Here is a 22,734-nt window from a genome sequence, read left to right as displayed (position 1 = left end):
ATGCCTCATATCACGAACCAGGATATCGAAGATCTTTCCGTCGGGGCCGCCTTGCTCGGAACCGGCGGGGGAGGCGACCCGTATATCGGCAAGCTGATGGCACATGCGGCGATCGAGCGTTACGGTCCCGTCGATCTGCTGCCGCTCGACAGGGTGGGGGACGGGATGAACCTCGTCGCTTGCGGCGCGATGGGCGCGCCCACCATCCTCATCGAGAAAATGCCGAGCGGCGACGAGATCGGCCTTGCCTTGCGGGCATATGAACGGCGTGTGGGGAAGAGGATGGATGCCATCATCCCGTTCGAGGCGGGCGGGGTCAATTCGATGGTGCCCATCATCCTTGCCGCCGAGCGCCGGCTTCCCGTCGTCGACGGCGACGGCATGGGCCGCGCGTTTCCGCAGCTCGAAATGGAAACCTTCAATGTCTACGGCGTTCCGGCTTGCCCCGTCGCCGTCGCCGACGAGCAGGGCAATACGGTCATCGTGGAGACGGCGGATGCGGCAAAGGCGGAGTTCATCGCCCGTGGCGTGACGATCCGCATGGGCGGGCAATCCTACATCGTGAACTACGGCATGGACGGTGCGACGGCCCGGAGGGTATCCGTTCCCGGCACGATGTCGCTGGCGATCGGGATCGGCCGCACGATGCGCGAAGCGACGGCCGGACGGCGCGATCCGCTTCGGGCATTGATCGACTTCTTCGCGACCACCCACTACGAGACCGCGCAGGTCCTGACCTCCGGGAAGATCGTCGACGTGTCTCGCCGTGAGCGCAATGGCTGGTCCGTCGGTGTGGTGACGATCGAGCCCTTCGACCATCCCGAGCGTCCGGTCACGATCCAGATCCAGAACGAGAACCTGATCGCCGAGCAGGGAGAGCGTGTTCTCGCCGTCGTGCCCGACCTCATCTGTGTCCTCGAACTGGACACGGCGATGCCGATCACCACGGAGCGCCTGCGTTACGGCCAGCGCGTCAACGTGCTCGGCGTCAAGGTGCCGCCGATCATGCGGACGCCGGAGGCATTGGCCGTGTTCGGGCCGGCGGCCTTCGGGCTCAAGAGCGCCTATACGCCGCTCGGGGGATGAATTCCCGGGCCGGCGGACATTTGCAAACGGGGAAAGGTTGGATACGCTGATATCGAAGAGGTTTCCGGATGCCGCAGCAAGACCGACGCCGAGCCGATATGCCGATCCTCGAAAGCGGGGCGGACAAACCTGTCCAGCCCCGCTTTCGTCCTCCGCGAATGCTGTTCTCCGCGATAGACCGGCCACTCGTGCTCGCCGGCATACGGGAGGGTCTGGCACGCCAGGTCGCGAAGGTCCATTCCCCGCCCGGCTTCGGCAAGACGGCCGCCCTGAAGGCGTGTTACGAGGAGATATGCGCATCTGCGACCGGCGCTGCCGATATCTTCCCCGGCGGTGTCGATCATTGCGGCTGGCTTACGCTTCAGCGATCCTATTCAAATCCGGCCGAACTGTGCGCCGACCTGGCGGTGGCGCTCGGGATGAACCGCCCGTATGCGGATGCTTCGCTCAAGACGCTCCTGGCGCATGTCTGCGGCCGGGCGGGCTGCACGGTCCTTTTCCTCGACGAGGCGGACGGGCCGGAATCGCCGGAGGTGATGGACCTGCTGGCAGAGCTGTTTCTGACGGCACCGGACAATCTCAGGATCGCCGCCGCCTTCCGCCGGCAGACGCAGTTGCCGCTGGCGCGCCTCGGCGTCCGCGGCCTGGTGCGGGAGGTGACGGCAAAGGACTTGGCGTTCACCCGCTCCGAACTGCGCACGCTTTTCGCACGCACGCTCACGACAGCCGAGATCGATGACTTCGCCATCGCGACGGAGGGATGGCCGGCGCTCGCCCAGATCGCTCGCGACCTTGTTCCCAAGGTCCCCCTCGCGGAGGATCGCCGCGCAATTCTGGAAGGCCTGCATCCGGCGTTTCATGCTTATGTGATGGAGATTCTCGGGGCGTTCGTTTCTCCCTCGCTGCGCGGCACGCTGCGGGTCTGTGCGATCCTGGACGACGACTTCTCGCCGGAACTGGCCGAGCATCTTTCGGGCATGCGGATGTCAGCCGCAGACATTCGTCTTCTCGATGCTTCCTCGCCGCTGATCGAGAAGAGCGATGCCGGGGCGGGATGGTACCGCCTGCATCCGGTATTGCGGAAGAGCCTTGCCGCGGAGCTCGCTGCCGATCCGCAGTCCGTCGAAGCGCGGCTGCATAGCGAGGCGGCACACTGGTTCACCGAACGGGGCCTCATCGAGAAAGCGGTGTCCCATGCCGCCCGAGGGGGTAATTTCTCATTGGCTGCGCACACGATCCGCCAGGCGGGCGGCGTCGATCTCTTCATCCGCGCGGGGCATACGGTGCTTGAGGCGCTGATCGGCGACCTGCCTGCCAATGTCATCCATGAATCGCCGAGCCTGATGCTGTGCCATGTGCTGGTACTGGCCAAGAGCGGCAACGTCCAGGCCGCGCGGGAGCGACTGGATGCGTTGAAGTCGAGTGGCGTGATGGACGATCCCGAAGCGTTCAATATCGACCGCTTCGCTTTCGACCACATCGACGGAATGGTCGATATCTATGAAGACTTGCGGCTGGATGGAGAGGCGGTTCGCCGGCTGGAAGCCATGGCGGGCGCCTTGCCCCCGCAGGCGATATGGGATCTCGGCTGGATCAACAACCATCTGTGCATCGCCTATACCAGGATGGGCGAACTCGACCTCGCTCGGCGATGCGCTCTCAAGGGGCTTGCATGCTACCGCGAGGAAAAGACGGTCTATGCCGAGGTCTTCATGCTCGTCCACCTCGGATTGGTGAACACGCTCGCGGGCAATTTTTCCGCCGCGCTCTCCTTCTGCCGCGAGGCGCAGGAGCGGGCGCGGAGCGCGGAGTGGAAGGATTCCAATCTCGAGGCGATTTGCCGGGTCGCGGCGGCGGAAGTCCACTATCAGCACGGCGAGATCGGGCTGGTGGAAAAGAACCTTTCCGAAGCGATGGAATCGACCGTGCGGGGGGAAGGCTGGGTCGAGATTTTTTCCCGTCTGTTCTGGGGGCTGGCGCGCGGTCGTTTGCGGTTGAGCGGCCTGGACATGGCTGTGGCGGCTATCGACAAGGCGGAAGAGGTTTCCGTGGAACGCTCGCTGCCGCGCCTCAAGGTGGCGGCCGATATCATGCGGGTCGATGTCTTTGCCAGGAGCGGGCTCATCGAATCCGCGGCAGCAATCGCCGAGCGCCTCGTGGATGCGGGAAAGGCGCTGCCGCGGCCCGGATGGACATGGCGAGAGGAGAACGACTTCCATCTCGCCCGCGGTCGTCTTTACATGATGCAGGGACGATATACGGAAGCGATGGCCGACCTCGAGGCGGTGATGGCGCATAGCCGGCAGAACGGCGCGGGCTATTACCTCCTGGCCGCGGAGGTGCTGGCAACGAGGGTGGCCTGGAACGATGGCTGCTACAACCAGTCGCTCGAATATCTGCAGGCAGCGATCGCCAGAGCCCGCTCCCATGAGGTAACCCAGTTCTTTGTTGACGAGGGGCTGGAATTCGCCGCGATCCTGCGCGCTGTCGTGCGCCGCTTCGGGTTGAAGGTGTTCAGCGCGGATGGCGTTGATTTCATCAGCCGGGTCATCGGCCAGCGCGCCTTGCTGCCGGGGGAGCGGGCACCCGGCAAAGGCCGGGAAGAAATATCCTCCTGCGGCCAGGGACTGCTGAGCACGCGCGAGCAGGAAGCGCTGCTTCTCCTGAAGAAGGGCAAGAGCAACAAGGAGATCGCGCGCGATCTCGGCCTGTCGGAAGCGACCGTGAAGTTTCATATGAAGAACATATTCTCCAAGCTCGGCGTCAGCCGGCGCTCGATGGCGGTCGCCGTCTCGCAGCATCTGAATCTGGAATAGGCGGCCGGGCTTTCAGGGCGATGCCGCCCGCCCTTTATTTATCAGGCGGTCATCCAGCCCATCTCGTTGAGGACGAACGTGGAATTTTCTCGTTCGCTGATTTCGCCCATGCCGGCATGCGGTTAAGGTGCCCGCGGCATTGCGCAAGGTGACAAAGCGGAGACGGCTGGATGGCGACGACAATCACGGTGGACGACGTGCTCGACCGGGCAGGGGCCGGGACCTATCAGCGGCGGCTCCTCGCGATCTTCGGTCTGGTGTGGACCGCCGATGCGATGCAGGTGCTCGCCGTCGGCTTCACGGCCGCGTCGATCGCCGCGACGTTCGACCTCACGCTCGCGCAGGCCTTGCAGACCGGGACGCTCTTCTTCCTCGGCATGCTGGTCGGCGCGGCGGGCTTCGGCCGGCTTGCGGACCGGGTCGGCCGGCGGCGGGTGCTCATCGTCACGGTTGCGTGCGATGCCGTTTTCGGGGCGCTTTCCGTCTTCGCGCCGAACTTCACGATCCTGCTTGTCCTGAGGTTCCTCACCGGCATGGCCGTGGGCGGCACGCTGCCGGTCGACTATGCGATGATGGCCGAGTTCCTGCCGGCCCGCAACCGCGGCCGCTGGCTGGTCATGCTCGAAGGGTTCTGGGCCGTCGGCACGCTCATCGTCGCGCTCGCCGCCTGGGCCGTCAGCCTCGCGGGCCTTGCCGACGGCTGGCGCTACATCTTCGCGGTGACGGCGATCCCGGCGCTTCTCGGCGTCGGCCTGCGCTTCCTCGTGCCGGAATCGCCGCTCTACCTGCTGCGCCTCGGAAAGGCGGAGGAGGCCAAGGCCGTCCTCGATCGGATCCTTGCCGTCAACGGCAAGGCAGCGCTCGGAACGGACGTGTCGCTGGCACTGCCGGCAGCTTCCGGCGCGGCCGGCATCTTTTCGGCGCCGCTTCGCCAGCGCAGCCTGATGATCCTCGTGATCTGGTTCCTCGTCTCGGTCTCCTACTACGGTGTCTTCACCTGGCTGCCGCCGAAGCTCGCGGGCGACGGCTTCGGCTTCGTGCGGGGCTACGGCTTCCTCGTCTTCCTGGCGCTCGCGCAGATCCCCGGCTATGCGCTCGCCGCCTACGGAGTGGAGAAATGGGGGCGGCGTCCGACGCTCATCGGCTTCTGCCTGCTGTCTGGCCTCGGCTGCCTGCTGTTCGTCGTCGCGGGAACGGTGACGCTGATCGGCGCCTCGCTGCTGATCATGAGCTTCGCCCTGCTCGGCACGTGGGGCGCGCTCTATGCCTTCACGCCCGAACTCTACCCGACCGCGTCCCGTGCGACGGGCATGGGCATGGCGGGGGCCGTTGCCCGGCTCGGCGGCCTCCTCGCGCCCTCGCTCATGGCGCTCGTGGTGGAGCGCAGCTTCGGCCTCGCCATCGGCATCTTCGCCGGCCTTCTCGCCGTCGCCGCCGTCGCGGCCTTCCTCATCGATGCGGAGACGCGGCAGGCATCGCTCGCCTAACTCACCGCGCTGCTGCCACTGTGTGACAGGCCGCCCCCCTTTCACCTCTTACGGATCGAAAGGGGCTGCCTGAAAGCAACGAAAAGCGATCTTGAGAAGGCCGTTCCCGCGCGCTGCGGCATAGCCGTTTCGCCCTGAGGCGTGCCGCGCCGTTGGGCGATCGTTGGCATTTTATTAAGATTGTTTTCAATCGGCGGCCGTACCCTCGGGACAATCCGCCTGGTCGGGCGTTGGTCCTGCATCGATGATGGAGGTGATCACATGACGCGGGAAAAGCAATGCCTGCTCGTTGTAGAGGACGAGCTCCTGATCCGCATGGTGCTGGCGCAAACGCTGGAGGATGCGGGATATGACGTCATCGAGGCGGGCAACGGGCTGGAGGCGATCGCGGCGATTGCCGGCGACGCGCGGATCGACGCGATCATCACGGATGTCGACATGCCGGGCGGCATATCCGGCCTCGACATTGCGCGCATGGCGAAGCTGGCGGGCGGCATCGTCCCGGTCCTCGTCACGTCCGGACGCGAACACGACCTCTCGGCGGCCGGCATCGACGAGGCAGATTTCATCCTGAAGCCCTGCCGGACGGAGGATCTCCTGTCGCGCCTTGCCGACAGGCTGGAAGGCGTGGCGGCACGGGCGGGTGACCCTTCCAGAATGCGCGCCTGACGTTCCATCCCCGATGGCTGGCGGAACCGTGCGCGATATCCGCGATATTGCAAGCCGGACCGCCGCTATCTATCTGTCGTCAGGCATCACAAGGGTCACGATATTGGCGAAACGAGCAGGAAGTGCCGATCTTCCCTTGCATGGCGGCAAGGTTCCCAGATGGCTTGGGGATCGCATGACGCGGCTCGGCGCGGTGATCAGCGAGGCGATCGTTCATCACTATGGACGCGACGAGTATCTTCGCCGGCTGGCCAATCCGTTCTGGTTCCAGTCCTTTGGCGCGGTCATGGGAATGGATTGGCATTCCTCGGGCATCACGACCAGCGTGATCGGCGCCTTGAAGCGCGGCCTGGCGCCGCTTTCCGGCGAGCTGGGGCTTCATGTCTGTGGCGGGCGGGGCGCACAGTCGCGCAAGACACCCGGCGAATTGATGAGCATCGGCGACCGTGTCGGCCTCGACGGAGCGCGGCTGTCGACGACGAGCCGGCTGGTCGCGAAGGTCGACAGCGCCGCGGTGCAGGACGGCTTCGATCTCTATCTGCACGGCTTCGTCGTCGCCGATGACGGCAAGTGGGTCGTCGTGCAGCAGGGCATGAACGGCGACAAGCGACAGGCGCGGCGATATCACTGGCTGTCGGAGGGATTGACCGGCTTCCTCGATTCGCCGCACGCGGCCATAGAGGGCAGGGATCAGGGACGGATCGTCAATCTCGCGGACAGGCGCGCCAGGTCGTCGCGGGAAGGGCAGCTCGACCTCCTGGCGACGCTTGGGCCGGACCGAATCGTTCGCGAGCTTGCATTGCTCGAGAAAAGTCCCGCGGCCGGCGCGAAGGAGAGTGGCGCGCAACTCGCATTGCCGCATCTCGTCATGCCCGCGCATCACGATGTGCGTGAAAGCGACGTCAACATGCGGCGCCTGCACGGCAATCTCGCCGCGGCGGCTGAACGCGGTCCGGCCGACTTCGAGGACCTTCTCCTGACGCCCGGCGTGGGGGCGCGAACCGTACAGGCCCTTGCGATGGTCGCGGAGGTCGTGCACGGCGCACCCTGCCGGTTTTCCGATCCCGCCCGCTTCTCGCTCGCCCATGGCGGAAAGGATCGGCATCCCTTTCCCGTGCCGCTGAAAGTCTATGATGAAACGATCGGCGTGATGAAGTCCGCTGTCCAAAAGGCGAGACTCGGGCTGGACGAGGAATTGCAGGCGCTGAAGCGGCTCGACGAGCAGAGCCGCCGGCTCGAGCGCTATGTCACGGGGCCGGACCTGAAGGAGGTCGTCGCCGGCGAATTCCGCCGGTCGGCCGATTTCGGCGGGCGAAGCGTATTCGGCTGGGAACGCGATGTCACCCGCCCGCAATCGGACGACTAGCCTTCAGGCGCTGCGGCGGAAAGGCGTCGTCCGAAGCTTCAGGCGGACATCTGCATTTTCGTCTTGAGGGTGCAGTTGAGCGCCAGCGCGGTCAGGGTCACGTTCGCCTCGCTATTTTGGGGTCGGGTGTCGAACCGCTTCACCCGCCGATTGTTCCCGCATCCTGAAGGCCGCACGAGTGAGCCTGCTTCAATCCGAACTGCCAGACCGGGGCAAGCTGAAGGCGCCCTTCCTTCGGGCGTCTCCTGCGACCTTGAAATTATGGCGGAAGTCCGGCTCCCTTCCGGGCAATCATGGAAGTGAGATCGTATCGAACGGATGCGGCGTTGCCGCCCTATGGGCAACGGGCGCCGCTAGGCTGGATCGGCGCCCATCACCAGGCCTTCGATGTCGTGCTTCTGGGTAATCGGCACAAGTTCGTCGACGACGCGGCAGACGAGATGTTTCCTGGCGATTTCGGGGAGCGCGTCGTACCAGTCGCGCGTGACCATCATGTCGTGCAGTTCGGCATGTCCTGCGCCGGGCCGGTCCACGCCCAACACCATGACGGGCCGTGCGATGGGGGAGCGATGTTCGGTGCCGCGGTGGACCGTGAGGGCCGAGCGGCAGGAAATGTCGCCGCGCTGCGGATACTTGCGCGTCGCGCGGTCCTGAAAGCGGCCCCAGAGCGTCTTGTCCGGGAACATTTCATGTTTCCAGTCCCGGCCGTCGTCATATTGCGTTCCGGGTGCCACCTCGAATGGCCCCATGTCCTCCGTGACGTCGACGCCGGTCAGGTTGAAGGCGAGCGACGTGATCCGGCGATCGCGATAGGTATCGACGGGCGAGGGGAAGTCGCGGTGCCAGGGCTGGTATCTTGCGCCCTGGAAGGGGACGTCGAAGCCGATCTCCACGATCTGGTAGTCCGGGCCGAGGACATTGGTGCATACATCCACGACCCAGGGATGGGTAACGAGATCGACGAAGCCGCGAAATGCCTGCGGATGGATCTCGACATACCAGCGGCGCGGACCGCGACCGACCGCTCCGCCCGGCCTTTGAATGGCTGACCAGAAGGCCGTCATCATGTCCTCCCGCATCTCGTCGGCCCAGTCCGGGCTGAAGGCGCCCTTCAGTCCTATGATGCCGTCCGCGACGAGCTGCGCCGCCTGCGCGGTAATGTCGTATTCGAATGCCGGCTTCGTGTTCATCCTGTTTTCCTCCCGATCTTCGGCAAGGCTACCGCTGCTAATAATTATTAGTCAATGGCCGATTTTTATTAGGCGGTGTAGAAAGGGCATTACGAGGACAAGCATGAGCCGCCGACAGACGACAAAACGTGTGACAATGATGGATGTTGCCAGGGCGGCGGGATGTTCGCAGGCGACGGTTTCGGTCGTGCTCAACAACGTCACGGATATCAAGATTTCTCCCGATCTTCGCGCGCGGGTTCTGGAGGCCGCGCGGACGCTCGGCTACGGGCTTGCAAGCCCCATCCGCCGTGCGGGCCTCGAGGATTTCAGGGGAAGCTGCATCGGCTTTATCGTCGACCAGCTCGCGACGACCCCCGAGGCGGTCAACGCCATCGAGGGCGCACGGCACGCCTCGTGGGAAAACGACGTGACCATTCTCGTCGCGCAGACGCAGGGGCGCGCCGAGCATGAGCGCAAGGCGGTGGCGCACCTTCTCCAGGCCGGCGCGCAGGGCATCGTCTACATGTCGATCTTTACCCGCCGTGTATCGCTCGACGCGGTCTTCGAGAACCTTCCGGTGCCGCTGGTCCTCTTGAACTGCTATACCGGCGACAACCGCTTTCCCGCTGTCGTTCCGGACGAGGTGACCGGCGGACGGATGGCGACGGCCCATCTCCTCAGGAAGGGACATAGACGCATCGGCACGATCGTCGGCGAGAGCTTTATGGAAGCCGCGCAGGACCGGCTGGCCGGCTATCGCGAGGCGCTGGCGCAGGCGGGCCTCGCCTATGACGACCGTCTGGTGGTCGAGGGAAACTGGACGCCGACGTCCGGCTTCGAGGCTACCTGCAAGCTCCTGTCGCTTCGCGAGCCGCCGACGGCCATCTTCTGCCAGAACGACAAGATGGCGATGGGTTGTTTCAATGCGGTCGGCGAGGCGGGTCTGCGCATCCCCGGCGATATCTCGATCGTTGGCTACGATGACGACGAGCTGTCACGCCATCTGCGGCCGCAACTGACCACGCTGGAGCTTCCGCACCGCCCCATGGGAGCTTGGGCGATCGAACAGCTCGCAAGGAAGCCCCGGCCCGAGTCCCATGCCGTTCACAAGGTCGGATGCACGCTGGTAGCCAGAGGCTCCGTCGGCCGGATACCCGCCGACCATCAATCGGAGAAACCGTCGCCTTGACGTCTGCCCTTCGGATCGACTTGTTAAACGGGATCGCGCTGCCTATCGGTAGCGCGATGTCGGGGAGGATGGGAGCGTGATGAGTCGAGGCGCGGGGAATTGGCAGCCGGTGGTCATGCCGGGGGCGGAGACGTTCGAGATCGCTTCCGCCCGCACGGGTGAGACCTATCGCATCCTCGTCCGCGTGCCGGCGGAGCCGGCGCCCGCGCGCGGCTGGCCGGTCCTGTGGATGCTCGATGGCGACGCCAGCTTTCCGCTCGTCTTCACCCAGCCTGCCCATGGCCTGTTTCCGCCGGCGAGCGGCGTCTCGGGGGGAGCGGGGGTCGTGGTCGCCATCGGCTTTCCCGGCGGTGCGCCGTTCGATGCGCCGGCCCGCTCGCGCAACTATACGCCGACGCCCGACAGCGAGACGGGCGATAGCGTATCCAGCGAGTTCGGCGGCGCCTCGGATTTTCTGTACTTCCTGACGCAGGAGCTGCGGCCGGCGCTCGCCGCCCGCCTGCCGCTCGATCCCGGCCGCAACACGCTGTTCGGCTTTTCCTATGGCGGGCTCTTCACGCTCCATACGCTGATTGCCCATCCCGGCCAATTCCAGCGTTACTGGGCCGCAAGCCCGTCTCTCTGGTTCAGCAAGGGGTTGATGATGCGCCGCATGCGGGACACGCCTCCCGTCACCGACGCGCAGTGTCTGGTCGTCACCGTCGGGCGCGACGAACAGTTTCCCACCCGGCCGCTGCCGTCCGCAAGAATGGCGCATCTTGCCCGGCGCGCCATGGTGGACAACATCCGCGAGGTCGCCGGGCTGATCGCCCGCGCCAATCCGGGCTTGCGGGCGGAGCTGATCGTCGCGGCCGACCACGACCATTTCGACATGCTGATGCATGGGGCAAGGCGCGTGCAGGCCATGGCCTTCGGCGGCGACGAAGCGGAATGATCAAAGAAAAACGGCCCGGAGCGAACCCCGGGCCGTTTTCGTTTCGATGCTTCGGCGATCAGAATGTCGTGCCGAGCTTGAAGACGATGCTGCGCGGCTCGCCGTAGAAGTTAAAGACGGAAGTGCCGCCAACGCGCTCGTAGTACTTCTTGTCGAACAGGTTATTGACCGTCAGGCTCGCCGTCACGTTCTCGTTGAACTTGTAGCCGGCCTGCAGGTCGACCACGGCATAGCCGGGCGCATTGATGGTGGTCGCTCCGCCCGCCGCCGTGCGCGAGATGTTCTTGAACGAACTGAACACTTTGACGCCGCCGCCGACGAAGAGCCCGTCGGTCCAGTCGCCGCGCCCGTCGAAGGTGTATTTGGTGAAGAGCTGCACCATGTGCTCCGGCGTATAGAATTCCGAGCCGGCCGCGCGGGTCGTGTTCTTGAACTCCGTATCCGTATAGGTGTAGCCGAGCATTGCTTCCCAGTTTGGCAGGATCTCTCCGTTGATCTCGAATTCGATGCCCCGCATGTGGGCCTCGCCGAGCGCCAGATAGGAGCCTGTATTGCCGGGATCAGAGACCGCGCGGTTCTTGTCCTTGAGGTCGAACCAGGCGAGCGAGGCGTTGATGCTGTCGCTCAGCTCGGCCTTCAGGCCGATCTCGTACTGCTCGCCGGTTCGCGGATCGAGGAGGTTGCCGCTGGCATCCAGCACGCTTTGCGGCTGGAAGATCTGCGTGTAGCTGGCATAGGCCGACAGCCAGTCCGTCAGGTCGTAGACCGCGCCGGCATAGGGCGTGAACTCGCCGTTGATGTCCACCGTGCTCGTGCCCGACTTGCCCTCGTACCAGCTGAAGCGGCCGCCGGCGATGAGCGTCAGCGGATCGAACGGTTTGATGCGCCACTGGCCGTAGATGCCGTACTGGTCCGATTCGGTCTTGGTGGGGCTGCCGTAGGACACGACCGGCATCGGGATGGCGGAGTTCCAGTTGTGGATGTTCTGCGTGCCCGGAATAATATCCGTCGCGGTAAACATGGTATCATTACTGCCGCGATAGTCGGCGCCGGCAATGATATTGTTTTCAAGGCCGAACAAGTCGAATGGACGGCTTATATGGGCGTCGAGGGATATCGAATCTTGTTCGTAATCCCGTGCAAGCCATCGCGTGCCGCCGGTGTTGCCGCTCGTTCTGTCCGTTGCACTGATCGATCCGTCCGCAGCAGCATAGTTGGACGCATAGGCATAGAGGAAATTGACGTCCACATGCGAATAGAGCGCCGAGACCTTGGCATGGCCGCCGTCGTCGAACTTGTGCTCAATCTCGGCGATGTACTGCGTCACGCTGTTTTCGAACCTGTTCCAGTCGGCGCCGGTATAGGTCGAGCGGTCGAGGTCGAGGAGCGTGCCGTCCTGAAGCGTCGGCAGGCCGTTGAACGGCGTGATGTCGCGCTCTGTGTGGTTGATGCTGAGCCGCGCCGTGGTGTTCTCGGTGATGTCGGCCTCGACCGTGCCGTAGAGCACGGCCACCTTGTTGTCGACCGTGTCCACCCAGCTATCCTTGGTGGAAAGCACGCCGACGAGGCGGCCGCGAACGCGGCCGGACTTGACGAGCGGTCCGGTGACGTCCCCTTCGATCCGCTTGCCGTCCCAGGAGCCGATGGTGGTGTTGACGCTCGCCTTGTATTCGTCGGAAGGCTGCTTGAGGCGCATGTTGACGGCGCCCGCCGGCTCGCCCGCGCCGCCGAACAGGCCGGAAGGGCCGCGCAGGATTTCGACATGGTCGACCACCGCCATGTCCGGCTGGGTGCCGTAGATGGAGGATACCGGCGTCGACAGGCCGTTCATGTAGAGCGTGTCGTATTCGAAGCCGCGCGAATAGAGGCTGGAGCGGCCGTCGTCATTGGTCAGGACCACGACGCCCGGCGTCTTGCGCATGGCCGTGTCGAGCGAGGTGAAGTTGCCGTCGTCGAGGCGCTCGCGGGTGAGGACGGTGGTGGACTGCGGCACCTCGCGCAACGGGCGGGTGTCCTTGTCGCCGACGCTGATCAGCTTGGTGGCGTAGCTGCCGGTGCCCTCGGTCTCGTAGGTCGAGCCTTCGACCACGATGGGCTCCAGCACCGTGTCGCCATCCTCGTTCTTCCCGGCGGCATCCTGCGCGTGGGCGCCGAAGGCGGCGCCGGCCAGCATGGTGGTTCCCAGCAGGACGCGTGCGAGGCGGGAAAAGCCCTGTCGCTTCACGATGATCTCAGTTCCGTTCATTCCAATCGACCCCCAAGCGGCGGGACATTCCGGCGGCCCGGCCCCCCGGGCCGAACCGTCGCGAATACCCCGTCGCGGCTATTCTTGAGTAAAAATTTCATGTATCCCTATACGCGGTCTTGAAAGCCTCTGCTTTCGTGCATCGCGCATAAACTTATGCAGGAGACCTTCGTGAACAGCTCCGACCTTCCCCTTCCGCCGCCACCGCCCGAGGGTCATCCGATCCTCACGCGGCGCGCACTGCGCAAGAACGGCGTGCGCGTGCTCGACGGCGGCGACCAGAGCGACGCGGTGGTGGCGCTCGGGGTGGCCGGCCGGGTTCGCATGGAGGGCATCCACGCCAATTTCGGCCGCCGCATGCAACTCAGCGACCTGGAAATGGAGGTGGCGCTCGACGCACAGGTCTGCATCAAGATCTTCCTGGAAGGCTTCGTGGAGGCCTCGCTGAACGGCGTGCCCATGCCGATGCCGCAGCGAAGCGATCAGGGGCGCTGGCAGTCCTCGGCGATCATCGTCTCGCATGAAAGCGGCGCGCGCCTGCGCCGGCGGGCCCGCAAGGGGCAGTATCTCGACAAGATGGTCATCGGCCTTTCGCGCGACTGGCTGCGCCGCTTCGCCGAGACCGCCGATGCGCCGGAGAATTTCGGCGCGCTGATCGACGGCAAGCCGGGTTTCTGGCACTGGCGGCCGAATCGCAAGGTCGAGTTCCTGGCGCGGCAGATGTTCGACATCGCCGCCCGCAAGCCGCCCTTCTCGAACCTGCTTCTCGAAAGCCACACGCTGGCCATCGTCTACGAGGCGCTGGCGGCGACCTTCGCCGCCGACGCGGACGCGGCGGCGCTGCCGGCCAACCTCACCGCCGCCGAGCAGCAGCGGCTCTATGCGCTCGTGCAATATGTCGACCGGCATTCGGTCCACGACCTTGCCATCCCCGACATGGCGAGCGAGCTGGGGGCGAGCCAGGCGACCCTGCAGCGGCTGATTCGCAAGGCGCATCACTGCTCGCTCAACGAGTTCATCCGCAATCACTGGCTGGAAGAGGCGCGCCAAGCGCTGCTCTTCTCGAACAGCACCATTTCCGACATCGCCTTCGAGGCGGGCTATGTGCACCTTTCCAACTTCACCGCCGCCTTCCGCAAGCGCTTCGGCTATCCGCCGTCCTCCTTGCGCAAACAGGCCGCGATGGGACGGGGCTGAGGCCACCGCGGCATCTTATCCTTACATCTGCACTCATGTTTCGATGGCGGGCGCGGGCGAGCGGTGCTAATGCTCGCCCCGCCCGGGCGCCGCTCACGAGCGGCGGTCCCGCGCGCTTTTGCTTGCGCCGTCAGCGGAGAAGACAGCCATGAGGATTGCGAAAACCGGCCTCCGGGATTTGAGGATCGTCCTTGCGGCGCTCTTCGCCCTCCTGTCCTGGAGCGTGGCGATTGCCGGCGACGGGTGGCCGCGGACCTTCGTCAATGTCGATGGCAGCCGGACCGAGATTCCCGCCAAGCCGCAGCGTATCCTCTCGACCTCCGTCAGCACCACGGGCACGCTGCTCGCCATCGGCGCGCCGGTCGTCGCCAGCGGCTCGGCGGCCAATGGCAAGTTCTTCGCCCAATGGGCGAGCGTCGCGAAGGAGCGCGGCGTGGAGAACGCATGGCCTGCCGGCAAGGTGGACCTCGAGGCGGTCTATGCCACGCGGCCCGACCTCATCGTGGTGACGGCGAGCGGCGCCGGCTCGGCGAGGGACATGCTCGACGCCTTCCGCCAGGTCGCGCCCACCGTCCTGATCGACGATGGCGGCGTCTCCTGGCAGGCGCTCGCCACGCAGCTCGGCACCGCGACCGGCCGGGAGGCCGAGGCCGCCGCCGCGATTGCCGATTTCGACGCCTATGCCGCCGCCGCGCGGGCAAAGCTCAGGATTCCGGCCGGCAAGGCGAACATCATCAGCTTCAACGGCGCCGGCCAGAGCAATCCGATCGCCCGCACGGGCGGCCCGCACGCCGCCCTTCTCACGGCGCTCGGCTTTACCCTCGAAGACCCGGATCCGGCCTGGCATACGCAGGCGAGCCCCCGCGAGGATTTCGTCTGGGCCGATTACGAGCGCCTCGTCGACCTCACGGCGGAAACGACCTTCCTGTTGCGGGTCGACGACAGCAAGGCCGCCGCCTTCCTGAACGATCCGGTCCTTGCCAACCTGCCGTCGGTGAAGAAGGGCCAGATCTACGGCCTCGGCGTCGATTCCTTCCGCATCGACTATTTTAGCGGCAAGGAGATCATCAACGGCATCATGAAGAAGTTCGGGACGTAGCCTTGTCGCGGCAGGCCGTTCCGATATCCCGCGAAGTGGGCCGCGCATTTCCTTCGGGCCGCGCAGCGGCCCGGCGGCGCGTCGCGGGCCTCCTGGCGCTCGGCCTCCTGCTTCTTGGCTGCATGCTCTTCGGCGTGGTGGCGGGCGCCCGGCCCATTCCGATCGCCACGACCTGGCAGGCCATCGTGCATTTCGATCCGGCAAACAGCGATCATCTCCTCGTGCGCCACCTGCGCATTCCCCGCACGCTGCTGGCCGTCGTCGTCGGGGCGGCGCTCGGCACGGCCGGTGCGATCCTTCAGGCGCTCACGCGCAACCCGCTTGCCGATCCCGGCATCCTCGGCATCAATGCCGGGGCGGCGGTCGCCATCGCCGCCGCCATCGCGCTCGTCGGCGTGACCGACGTCACGGCCTACATGGCCTTCGGCCTTCTCGGCGCGGCGCTTGCCGGCGCGGGCGTCTACCTCCTCGGCAACCTCAGCCGCAACGGCGCGGAGGTGCGCATCGTGCTGGCGGGCGCGGCGCTCACGGTCGTGCTGCTGTCGCTGGCGCAGATCGTGCTCGTCAACAGCGACGAGCATGTCTTCGACCAGTTCCGCCACTGGTCGGTCGGCTCGCTGCAGGGTCGCGGCTACGGCGTGCTCTATCCCGTTCTGGCGCTCACCGTCCTCGGGCTTGCCATCGCCCTGTCGCTGGCAAAGGCGCTCGACACGGCCGCGCTCGGCGCGGACCTCACCAAGGCGCTCGGCGGCAATCCGCTGCGCATCTGGGGCATGTCGGCGCTCGCGGTCATCGTGCTTTCGGGCGCGGCCACCGCCGCGGCCGGGCCGATCGGCTTCGTCGGCCTCACCGCACCGCACATCGCCCGCCTCGTCACCGGGCCCGGCCACCGCTGGCTGCTGCCCTATGCGATCGCCATCGCCGCGCTCCTGACGGTCGCCGCCGATGCGCTGGGCCGCATCGTCGCGCCGCCGGGAGAGGTGGGGGTCGGCATCATGGTGGCGCTGATGGGCGGGCCGTTCTTCATCGCCCTCGTCCGACGGCACCGGATTTCCAAGCTATGAGCGCGCGGCCCGCTGCCCGCCGCTGGCTGTGGCGCAGCCGCCATGCCTCCTTCCGCGTGGATGCGCGGCTCGCGACGGTCACGCTCGGCCTTGCCGGGCTCACCGTGCTCGCCGCCCTTTACGCCCTCACCCTCGGGCGGATCGCCATGCCGCTCGGCGAGGTGCTCGCGACGCTCACGGGCCACGGCGAGGGCGGCATGCAGCGGGAGATCGTCCTCAACCTCCGTCTTCCGCGCATCCTGGTCGCCGTCTTCGCCGGCGCCGCGCTCGGCGTTTCGGGCGCGGTGTTCCAGTCGGTGTCGCGCAACACGCTCGGCTCGCCGGACGTCATCGGCTTCACCACCGGCGCGGCGACCGGCGCGCTGGCGCAGATCGTGCTGTTCGGCGGCGGGCCGCTCGCCGTCTCGCTGTCCGCCGTGCTCGGCGGCATGCTGACGGTGGGCCTCGTCTATCTCCTGTCCTTCAAGCATGGCGCCACCGGCGGCTACCGGCTCGTGCTGATGGGCATCGGCGCGGGCGCGACGCTGAATGCCCTCAACGGTCTGATGCTGGTGCGAGGCGATCTCGACAATGCCGTTGCCGCCAATCTGTGGCTGGCCGGTTCGCTGAACGCCCGCACCTGGGAGCATGTCCTTCCCGTGACGGCCGGCTGTCTTCTCCTCGTCCCGGCGGTCGGGCTTGCCGTGGCGCGGCTCGGGCTTATCGAGATGGGCGACGACGTCGCCCGCCAGCTCGGCGTGAATGTCGAGCGCACGCGCTTCGGCATGGTCGCCTGCGCGGTGCTGCTCGCGGGGCTTGCGACCGGTTCGGCCGGCCCCATCGCCTTCGTGGCGCTCGCCGCGCCGCAGCTCGCCATGCGGCTGACGGGCGCGCGCGGTGTGCCGGTGGCGAGCGCCGCGGCGATGGGCGCCTTCCTGCTCGTCCTTGCCGATCTCCTGACCCAGCTTGCCGGCGTCGATCTCGTGCTGCCGATCGGCCGCGTCACAGGCCTTGTCGGCGGGCTCTATCTTCTCTGGCTGCTCACCCGTTCGCGCCGCCGCTAGAGCATTTCCAGCAGAAGCGGGATCGCTTCGGCGTCGGATAATGCGGCTGAAACAAAAAGCTAAAGCATTTCCGGCGGCGGTGCGGCCGGCTCGTCCAGCGGCACGATCAGGGGATCGCCCGTCACCGGATCCGCGATGACGACGGAGGCGAGGCCGAACACCTCCTGCACGCGTTCGGCGGTCATGACGCTGCGCGGATCGCCTTCGGCGAGGATTCGCCCGTCACGCATGGCCACGATGTGGTCGGCATAGCGGCAGGCCTGGTTGAGATCGTGCAGCACCGCGACGACGGTGTGGCCCTGCCGCCGGTTGAGGTCGCGCAGGAGGTTCAGGAGCTCGATCTGGTGGGCGATGTCGAGGAAGGTGGTCGGCTCGTCGAGCAGGAGCAGCGGGGTTTCCTGCGCCAGAACCATGGCGATCCACACCCGCTGGCGCTGGCCGCCGGACAGTTCGTCGACGGCGCGGCCGGAAAGGTCCTCGACGCGCGCGGTGCGCATCGCCCAGGCGACCGCCGTCTCGTCCGCCTCGCTCCAGCGCTGCAGGAAGGTCTGGTGCGGATAGCGCCCGCGCGCCACGAGATCGGCCACCGTGATCCCGTCCGGCGCCACGGAGCTCTGCGGCAGCAGGCCCAGCGTGCGGGCCACGTCGCGGGCGGGAATGCGGTCGATCTGCTTGCCGTCGAGCACCACCTGGCCGGCGCCCGGCCGGAGAATGCGGGCGAGGGCCCTGAGGAGCGTGGATTTTCCGCAGGCATTCGGGCCGACGATGACGGTGAAGAGCCGGTCCGGGACCTTGAAGGTCAGGTCGCGGGAAATCGTCCGCTCGCCATAGAGCAGCGTGACGCCGCGGGCCTCGAGCCGTGTGGTGGTCTCCTGCGGCGTATCCGAAACTGTCCCGGACATGGTTTCTCCTGCTTGGATCAGGCCAGATAATAGGCGCGCCATGCACGGTCAAGGAAGAGCCGGAAGAGGAGGCTTTCCGGATATTTCGGGCGGAGCCTGGAGAGAACCTTGCGGATGGGCCCGAGCCTGGTTTAGAGGTCGTGGCGGGGCAGCCTTCGACGACGACAAAGCCAACCGTGCCGGGAACGCAGGAAAATGAGCATCAGCGAACGGCGTTTCGAGCTTCGGAACCGGACCCGCGAAGGGCATCAAAGACTTGACGCCGCTGTCGGGACGTTCGCCACGCGAATGGAATATCGCCGCTATGTGGCGTTCCTGAGCTCGTTCCGCGCCGCCATGGATCTGATGCTTCGGGACGTCGCCTGGCCACGGGATTGGAAATGGCAGCCGACATTCGTGTCCGAAGCCCTTTCCAAGGACGCGGCCGATCTCGATCTCGAACCGGCTTCTCCTGAAAATGCGAGCGTAAAGCTTGGCGACGAGAGTTCGCTGCTAGGCGCCCTTTATGTCCTGGAGGGCTCCACATTGGGCGCCCGTGTCCTGAAATCGAGGGCCGCGGCCCTCGGGCTGGACGATGCTTTCGGGGCACGGCATCTCGCGCTCATGGCGAATGCCGCATCCCGTTGGCAATCCTTCCTCTCGCTGCTGGATGACGCGCAGGACTTCGACATCGACCATGCGGCGCAATCGGCAAACGCGGTTTTCGAGCTCGCGATGCGATGCCTCGACAGGGAAACCGCCGTCTATTCCTGAACCGGTCCGGGCTGACGGAAGCCCCTGGAGCATTTCCAGCAAAAGTGCGAAGCGGTTTTGCGTTCGGAAATGCGGGACAACAAGGAGCTGGAGCGTTTTCGCGATTCGGAGAAAGCGGAAATGCTCTAGCGCTGGGCGGCCTGTATCGGAGCCGTCAGAACCACCCTCAGACCCGGCATGTTATCCTCCTCGTCGAGATTGCCGCCGAGGCTGTCGACGATGGCGTGCAGCATCCTGGAGCCGAAACCGGTCGTACCGGCCTTCTGCTTGCCGCGGCCGCGATCGGAGACGATGAGGCGGAGGGTGTCGCGGTGCTGTTCCAGCTTGAGCGCCAGCGGCCCGGGATTGCCGTCATAGGCATATTTCTGGGCGTTGATCACCAGTTCCGTCAGCACCAGGCCGACATTGACCGCCTTGTCCGTGGCAATGAGCACGGGAGAGAGGTCGAGCGTTAGTTGCTCCGTCCAGGCCGGGTCCATGCCCTGCAGCATGTCCGCCAGCAGCGTCTCGATGTAGCGCGAGAGGTCGATGATCTCGACGCTGTCATCCTGATAAAGCCGGCGGTGGACGAGGGCCACGGCGTTCAATCGTTTCTGGGCCTCGTCGAGGCTTGCCGTGACGTCGTCGGACTTCGCATACCGCGATTGAAGCCGCAGGAAGGCCGACACGAGCTGCAGGGAATTCTGCACACGATGGTTGACTTCCCTGAGCAGGAAATCCTTCTGCGCCAGAAGGCTTTCGTTTTCGCGCAGGCTGGTCGAGAGCTCGCGGTTCAGATCCCGCATGCGCTGGTTGTTTCTCTGCTCCAGCATGAGACGCATGATGCGGCTGGCGGCCTCCACCTCGGCATGGGTCCAGGGCGGCGCGGTTCCACGGACGCTTTCGGACCAGGCGGCGAAGGATGTGCGCGGCCGCAAGGTCGCGCCGGGCTCGAGCGGTACGTCCTTGTGCGGTTCTCCCGCCCATTTCAGCACCTCGATATGCTCGGCGCGGAACCAGATCAGGATCGTCGGCACCTCCGTCGACATCGTCACTCCGAGCAGCCCGCTCGCCTGCTCGCGAAATGCCTCCGCTTCCTTCCACTGCCGCGACAGGCTGCTGGTGACGAAGGGCTGGCGCGCCGCCGGAAGCCGGATGTAGTCGGCAATCTTTCGAACGTCGATCTTGTCCGGCAACCGCCCATAGACAAAGAGATCCTTGCCCTGCACGGCCGCGAAGCCATCGGCGGCCAGGAGCGCCGCAAGCTCGGGGCCGGATACTTCGAAGAATTCCTCCAGGGACCGGTCGCTGCCGAGCTTCGAAAGCACCGTGTCTTCCTGGGAGCGAAGGCGGATACGCTCACGATAGAGCTCGCCTTCCTCCTTCGACCGAATCTGCCGGGACAAGGCATTCGCCAGGGCCTGGCATCCCATGCGCACGGCAAGCGGAATCGTCCGCGGCGAATTGTGATGGCATGCCACCATCCCCCAAAGCACACCGTCCTTGATGATGGAGAACGAGGCCGAGGCACCCACGCCCATGTTTTTGAGGTACTGGATGTGGATCGGGGACACGCTTCTGAGCGTGGAATCGCTGAGGTCGAGCCGCTGGAGATCGCGTTCGGAGCGGATCGGCTGGGGCACGTAATCGACGTCGGGAATGACCCTCGCCCTGTTCCTGAGATAGAGCGCTCTTGCCTGCTTCGGGATATCGGAGGCCGGGAAGTGATGGTTCATGAAGCCGGACGTATCCGCCTCGACGCTTTCCCCGACGACCACGCCGGCATCGTCGTCCAGGAACTGGTAGATCATCACCCGGTCATAGCCGATCAACTGCCGGAAGATACTGGCCGCTTCCTGGCAGAGTTCCCTGGCGCTGCTGGCGCGCTCGAAACGGGAGCTCGCCGCATCGAGCGTGACGAGGAAGGGCACCGCTTCGATGGTCTGCTCCTCGGCCTGATCGATTTCCACGACGAGATAGGCCCCGGACCGGTAGGCAACCGCATTGAGCATGGCCGAAGCGCCTTCGATGCGCCCGAGGAAGGTAATCCTGCCCGTCGTCGCATCCGCGAGGCGATCGGCACACGCCTCTCCGAGAATATCCGGCAACCGGAGGCCTTGCGCTGGCCTGCCCAGGAAACGGATAACATCCCCGGCTTCACCGACACAAATCATTGTCGCTGCATCCGCAACGAGCATGATCCCATGCGGCTGGATGGAGCCCGGGATGTGAATAGGCTCGACATCACATGACGTGACGTCGATCGTCGTGGCGCTTGCTTCCATACGGGCCCTCCTGATGCAGGGAATGCGGCGAATGTAGAACGCAGCCTTATGCCGGGCCAAGACCCCTGACGGGCCGGAGTGCTGTTTTCTCAACGAGGGCATCGCACTCAATGTTGGCTAAAAACAGAGATCAAATTCTCGACGAGAAAATAAGTTCTCGGCGCAAACCTGCAAAGCTGGGAAAACGAAGCGGAAATCTGTCGTTGTTTCGTGTTTTCGAGGAACCAAACGCCGCCCGTTCGGTTTCTGCGTTGCCTTTAACGGCCTGAAACGAGGACGACATCATGAACAAGCTACTGCTCGCCGCCGCGTTCGTCGGCGCATCGACCTTTGCTGCTCTTGCGCAGACTTCGACCGCTCCGGCCACCGATGGCGATACCCCCGCCATTGCGACCCCCGACGACAAGAACGCCACCGCGCCGGTAGAGGGCGCCAACAGCTTCACCGAGGACCAGGCGAAAGAGCGGATCGTCGAGGCAGGCTATGCCGACGTCACGGGCCTCAAGCTCGACGACAAGGGCGTCTGGCGTGGCACGGCCACGAAAGATGGCAAGTCCGTCAATGTCGCGCTCGACTATCAGGGCAACATCGTCGCCGAATAACACCCCAATTCGAGGAGTTTCCCATGACCAAGACCGTAACCGGACTTTATGACGATTACACGGATGCCCGCGCCGCCGTCAGCGCGCTGGAAGCGCGTGGCGTTCCCTCCGACGATATCAGTATCGTCTCGAACAATGCCGACGACCGTTACACGAAGGAAACGAACGCTGCCGAGGGCGCTGGCGCCGGCGCAGGTATCGGTGCCGCCGTGGGCGGTGTCGGCGGTCTCCTGACCGGCCTCGGCATCATGGCCATTCCGGGCGTCGGGCCGGTGGTCGCGGCCGGCTGGCTCGCGGCAACGGCGGCAGGGGCCGCGGCCGGCGCGGTTGCCGGCGGTGCGGCGGGTGGCCTGATCGGGGCGATGACGGAATCGGGTGTTCCCGAGGAGCATGCCCATGTTTATGCCGAAGGCGTCCGGCGCGGCGGCACGCTCGTCACGGCGCGGGTCGATGAAAGCCTCTATCCGGAAGCCGAAGCGATCCTGCGCCAGTCGAACTGGGTCGATCCTGTCGAACGCCGTGCCGCCTATGGCGAGCAGGGTTGGACGCGCTTCGACGACACGCTCGACCCTTACGGCCCCGCCGAAATCGAGCAGGAGCGCCTGCGCTATCGGCGCTGACCTCCAGGAACCATGAGCACCGAGAGCGGCCATTCGGCCGCTCTTTGTCGTTCAGGCACTGGCATAACTCTTCGCGCTTTGGATTTCTGCACCGGACATTTTCGAGGATGACGCGTGGGCAATCGTATCGCGCATTCTATGGGCCGGAGGAAAGTCAGGGACGGGCTGCCGGCGTGATGGGAGACGACTCCGAAATCGCCCTTCGCAACGAGAAGAGAATTCTTGT

At 65.4% G+C, this 22,734-nt stretch carries 18 protein-coding genes; 14 read left to right on the top strand and 4 right to left on the bottom strand.

Going from position 1 to position 22,734, the window contains the following annotated elements:
• The 5 genes from ACZ1A1_RS11475 (at position 1) to ACZ1A1_RS11455 (ending at position 7,424) form a co-directional block, all read left to right on the top strand.
• Positions 1-1,086 carry a DUF917 domain-containing protein gene (locus tag ACZ1A1_RS11475; RefSeq protein WP_463620044.1) on the top strand — a complete coding sequence of 362 codons (1,086 nt, stop codon included), beginning with the start codon at positions 1-3 and terminating at the stop codon, positions 1,084-1,086.
• A gap of 98 nt (positions 1,087-1,184) precedes the next feature.
• Entirely contained in the window at positions 1,185-3,902 is a 2,718-nt protein-coding gene (locus tag ACZ1A1_RS11470) for a LuxR C-terminal-related transcriptional regulator (RefSeq protein ID WP_463620042.1), read from the top strand.
• 170 nt (positions 3,903-4,072) lie between these two features.
• Positions 4,073-5,389, top strand: a complete 1,317-nt coding sequence (locus tag ACZ1A1_RS11465) for an MFS transporter (protein WP_463620040.1) — start codon at positions 4,073-4,075, stop codon at positions 5,387-5,389.
• A gap of 261 nt (positions 5,390-5,650) precedes the next feature.
• Positions 5,651-6,058 carry a response regulator transcription factor gene (locus ACZ1A1_RS11460; protein ID WP_463620039.1) on the top strand — a complete coding sequence of 136 codons (408 nt, stop codon included), beginning with the start codon at positions 5,651-5,653 and terminating at the stop codon, positions 6,056-6,058.
• 103 nt (positions 6,059-6,161) lie between these two features.
• A complete protein-coding gene (locus tag ACZ1A1_RS11455; RefSeq protein WP_463620113.1) occupies positions 6,162-7,424 on the top strand; it encodes a DUF763 domain-containing protein in 1,263 nt (420 codons plus the stop codon).
• 353 nt (positions 7,425-7,777) lie between these two features.
• Here the strand turns inward: ACZ1A1_RS11455 and ACZ1A1_RS11450 are convergent, their stop codons facing one another.
• On the bottom strand, positions 7,778-8,614 hold the full coding sequence (locus ACZ1A1_RS11450) for a phytanoyl-CoA dioxygenase family protein (protein WP_463620037.1): 837 nt from the start codon (positions 8,612-8,614) through the stop codon (positions 7,778-7,780).
• A gap of 136 nt (positions 8,615-8,750) precedes the next feature.
• Here ACZ1A1_RS11450 and ACZ1A1_RS11445 point away from each other — a divergent pair, with 136 nt between their 5' ends.
• Positions 8,751-9,785: a LacI family DNA-binding transcriptional regulator gene (locus tag ACZ1A1_RS11445; RefSeq protein ID WP_463620112.1), complete on the top strand. Its 1,035-nt coding sequence runs from the start codon at positions 8,751-8,753 to the stop codon at positions 9,783-9,785.
• 79 nt (positions 9,786-9,864) lie between these two features.
• A complete protein-coding gene (locus ACZ1A1_RS11440; RefSeq protein WP_463620035.1) occupies positions 9,865-10,719 on the top strand; it encodes an alpha/beta hydrolase in 855 nt (284 codons plus the stop codon).
• Positions 10,720-10,777: 58 nt separating this feature from the next.
• Here ACZ1A1_RS11440 and ACZ1A1_RS11435 read toward each other — a convergent pair whose 3' ends face one another.
• On the bottom strand, positions 10,778-12,964 hold the full coding sequence (locus tag ACZ1A1_RS11435; RefSeq protein ID WP_463620033.1) for a TonB-dependent siderophore receptor: 2,187 nt from the start codon (positions 12,962-12,964) through the stop codon (positions 10,778-10,780).
• A 171-nt stretch (positions 12,965-13,135) separates the two neighbouring features.
• Between ACZ1A1_RS11435 and ACZ1A1_RS11430 the strand changes: the two genes are divergently transcribed.
• The 4 genes from ACZ1A1_RS11430 (at position 13,136) to ACZ1A1_RS11415 (ending at position 17,367) form a co-directional block, all read left to right on the top strand.
• Complete coding sequence (locus ACZ1A1_RS11430) at positions 13,136-14,161, top strand: helix-turn-helix transcriptional regulator (protein WP_313192432.1); 1,026 nt, start codon at positions 13,136-13,138, stop codon at positions 14,159-14,161.
• A gap of 148 nt (positions 14,162-14,309) precedes the next feature.
• Positions 14,310-15,260 carry a Fe2+-enterobactin ABC transporter substrate-binding protein gene (gene fepB, locus ACZ1A1_RS11425; protein WP_463620032.1) on the top strand — a complete coding sequence of 317 codons (951 nt, stop codon included), beginning with the start codon at positions 14,310-14,312 and terminating at the stop codon, positions 15,258-15,260.
• A gap of 35 nt (positions 15,261-15,295) precedes the next feature.
• Positions 15,296-16,324 (top strand): FecCD family ABC transporter permease, encoded by a 1,029-nt coding sequence (locus ACZ1A1_RS11420; RefSeq protein WP_463620031.1) that lies wholly within the window; start codon positions 15,296-15,298, stop codon positions 16,322-16,324.
• Entirely contained in the window at positions 16,321-17,367 is a 1,047-nt protein-coding gene (locus ACZ1A1_RS11415; RefSeq protein ID WP_463620030.1) for a FecCD family ABC transporter permease, read from the top strand. The genes ACZ1A1_RS11420 and ACZ1A1_RS11415 overlap by 4 nt, the downstream gene beginning before the upstream one ends.
• A 59-nt stretch (positions 17,368-17,426) precedes the next feature.
• On the opposite strand, the gene ACZ1A1_RS11410 is transcribed toward ACZ1A1_RS11415, so the two are convergent.
• On the bottom strand, positions 17,427-18,269 hold the full coding sequence (locus tag ACZ1A1_RS11410) for an ABC transporter ATP-binding protein (RefSeq protein ID WP_463620029.1): 843 nt from the start codon (positions 18,267-18,269) through the stop codon (positions 17,427-17,429).
• A gap of 195 nt (positions 18,270-18,464) precedes the next feature.
• On the opposite strand from ACZ1A1_RS11410, the gene ACZ1A1_RS11405 reads away from it, so the two are divergent.
• Positions 18,465-19,022, top strand: a complete 558-nt coding sequence (locus tag ACZ1A1_RS11405) for a biliverdin-producing heme oxygenase (RefSeq protein WP_463620028.1) — start codon at positions 18,465-18,467, stop codon at positions 19,020-19,022.
• A gap of 125 nt (positions 19,023-19,147) precedes the next feature.
• Here the strand turns inward: ACZ1A1_RS11405 and ACZ1A1_RS11400 are convergent, their stop codons facing one another.
• Positions 19,148-21,388 (bottom strand): histidine kinase dimerization/phosphoacceptor domain -containing protein, encoded by a 2,241-nt coding sequence (locus tag ACZ1A1_RS11400; RefSeq protein WP_463620027.1) that lies wholly within the window; start codon positions 21,386-21,388, stop codon positions 19,148-19,150.
• A 182-nt stretch (positions 21,389-21,570) separates the two neighbouring features.
• Here ACZ1A1_RS11400 and ACZ1A1_RS11395 point away from each other — a divergent pair, with 182 nt between their 5' ends.
• Complete coding sequence (locus ACZ1A1_RS11395) at positions 21,571-21,888, top strand: PepSY domain-containing protein (RefSeq protein ID WP_415213080.1); 318 nt, start codon at positions 21,571-21,573, stop codon at positions 21,886-21,888.
• Positions 21,889-21,911: 23 nt separating this feature from the next.
• Complete coding sequence (locus tag ACZ1A1_RS11390; RefSeq protein WP_313192440.1) at positions 21,912-22,508, top strand: general stress protein; 597 nt, start codon at positions 21,912-21,914, stop codon at positions 22,506-22,508.
• Positions 22,509-22,734 lie beyond the last annotated feature (226 nt).

The sequence above is a fragment of the Shinella sp. R2-11 genome (genome assembly GCF_055330205.1).
This window is presented reverse-complemented; position numbering and strand designations above follow the sequence as displayed.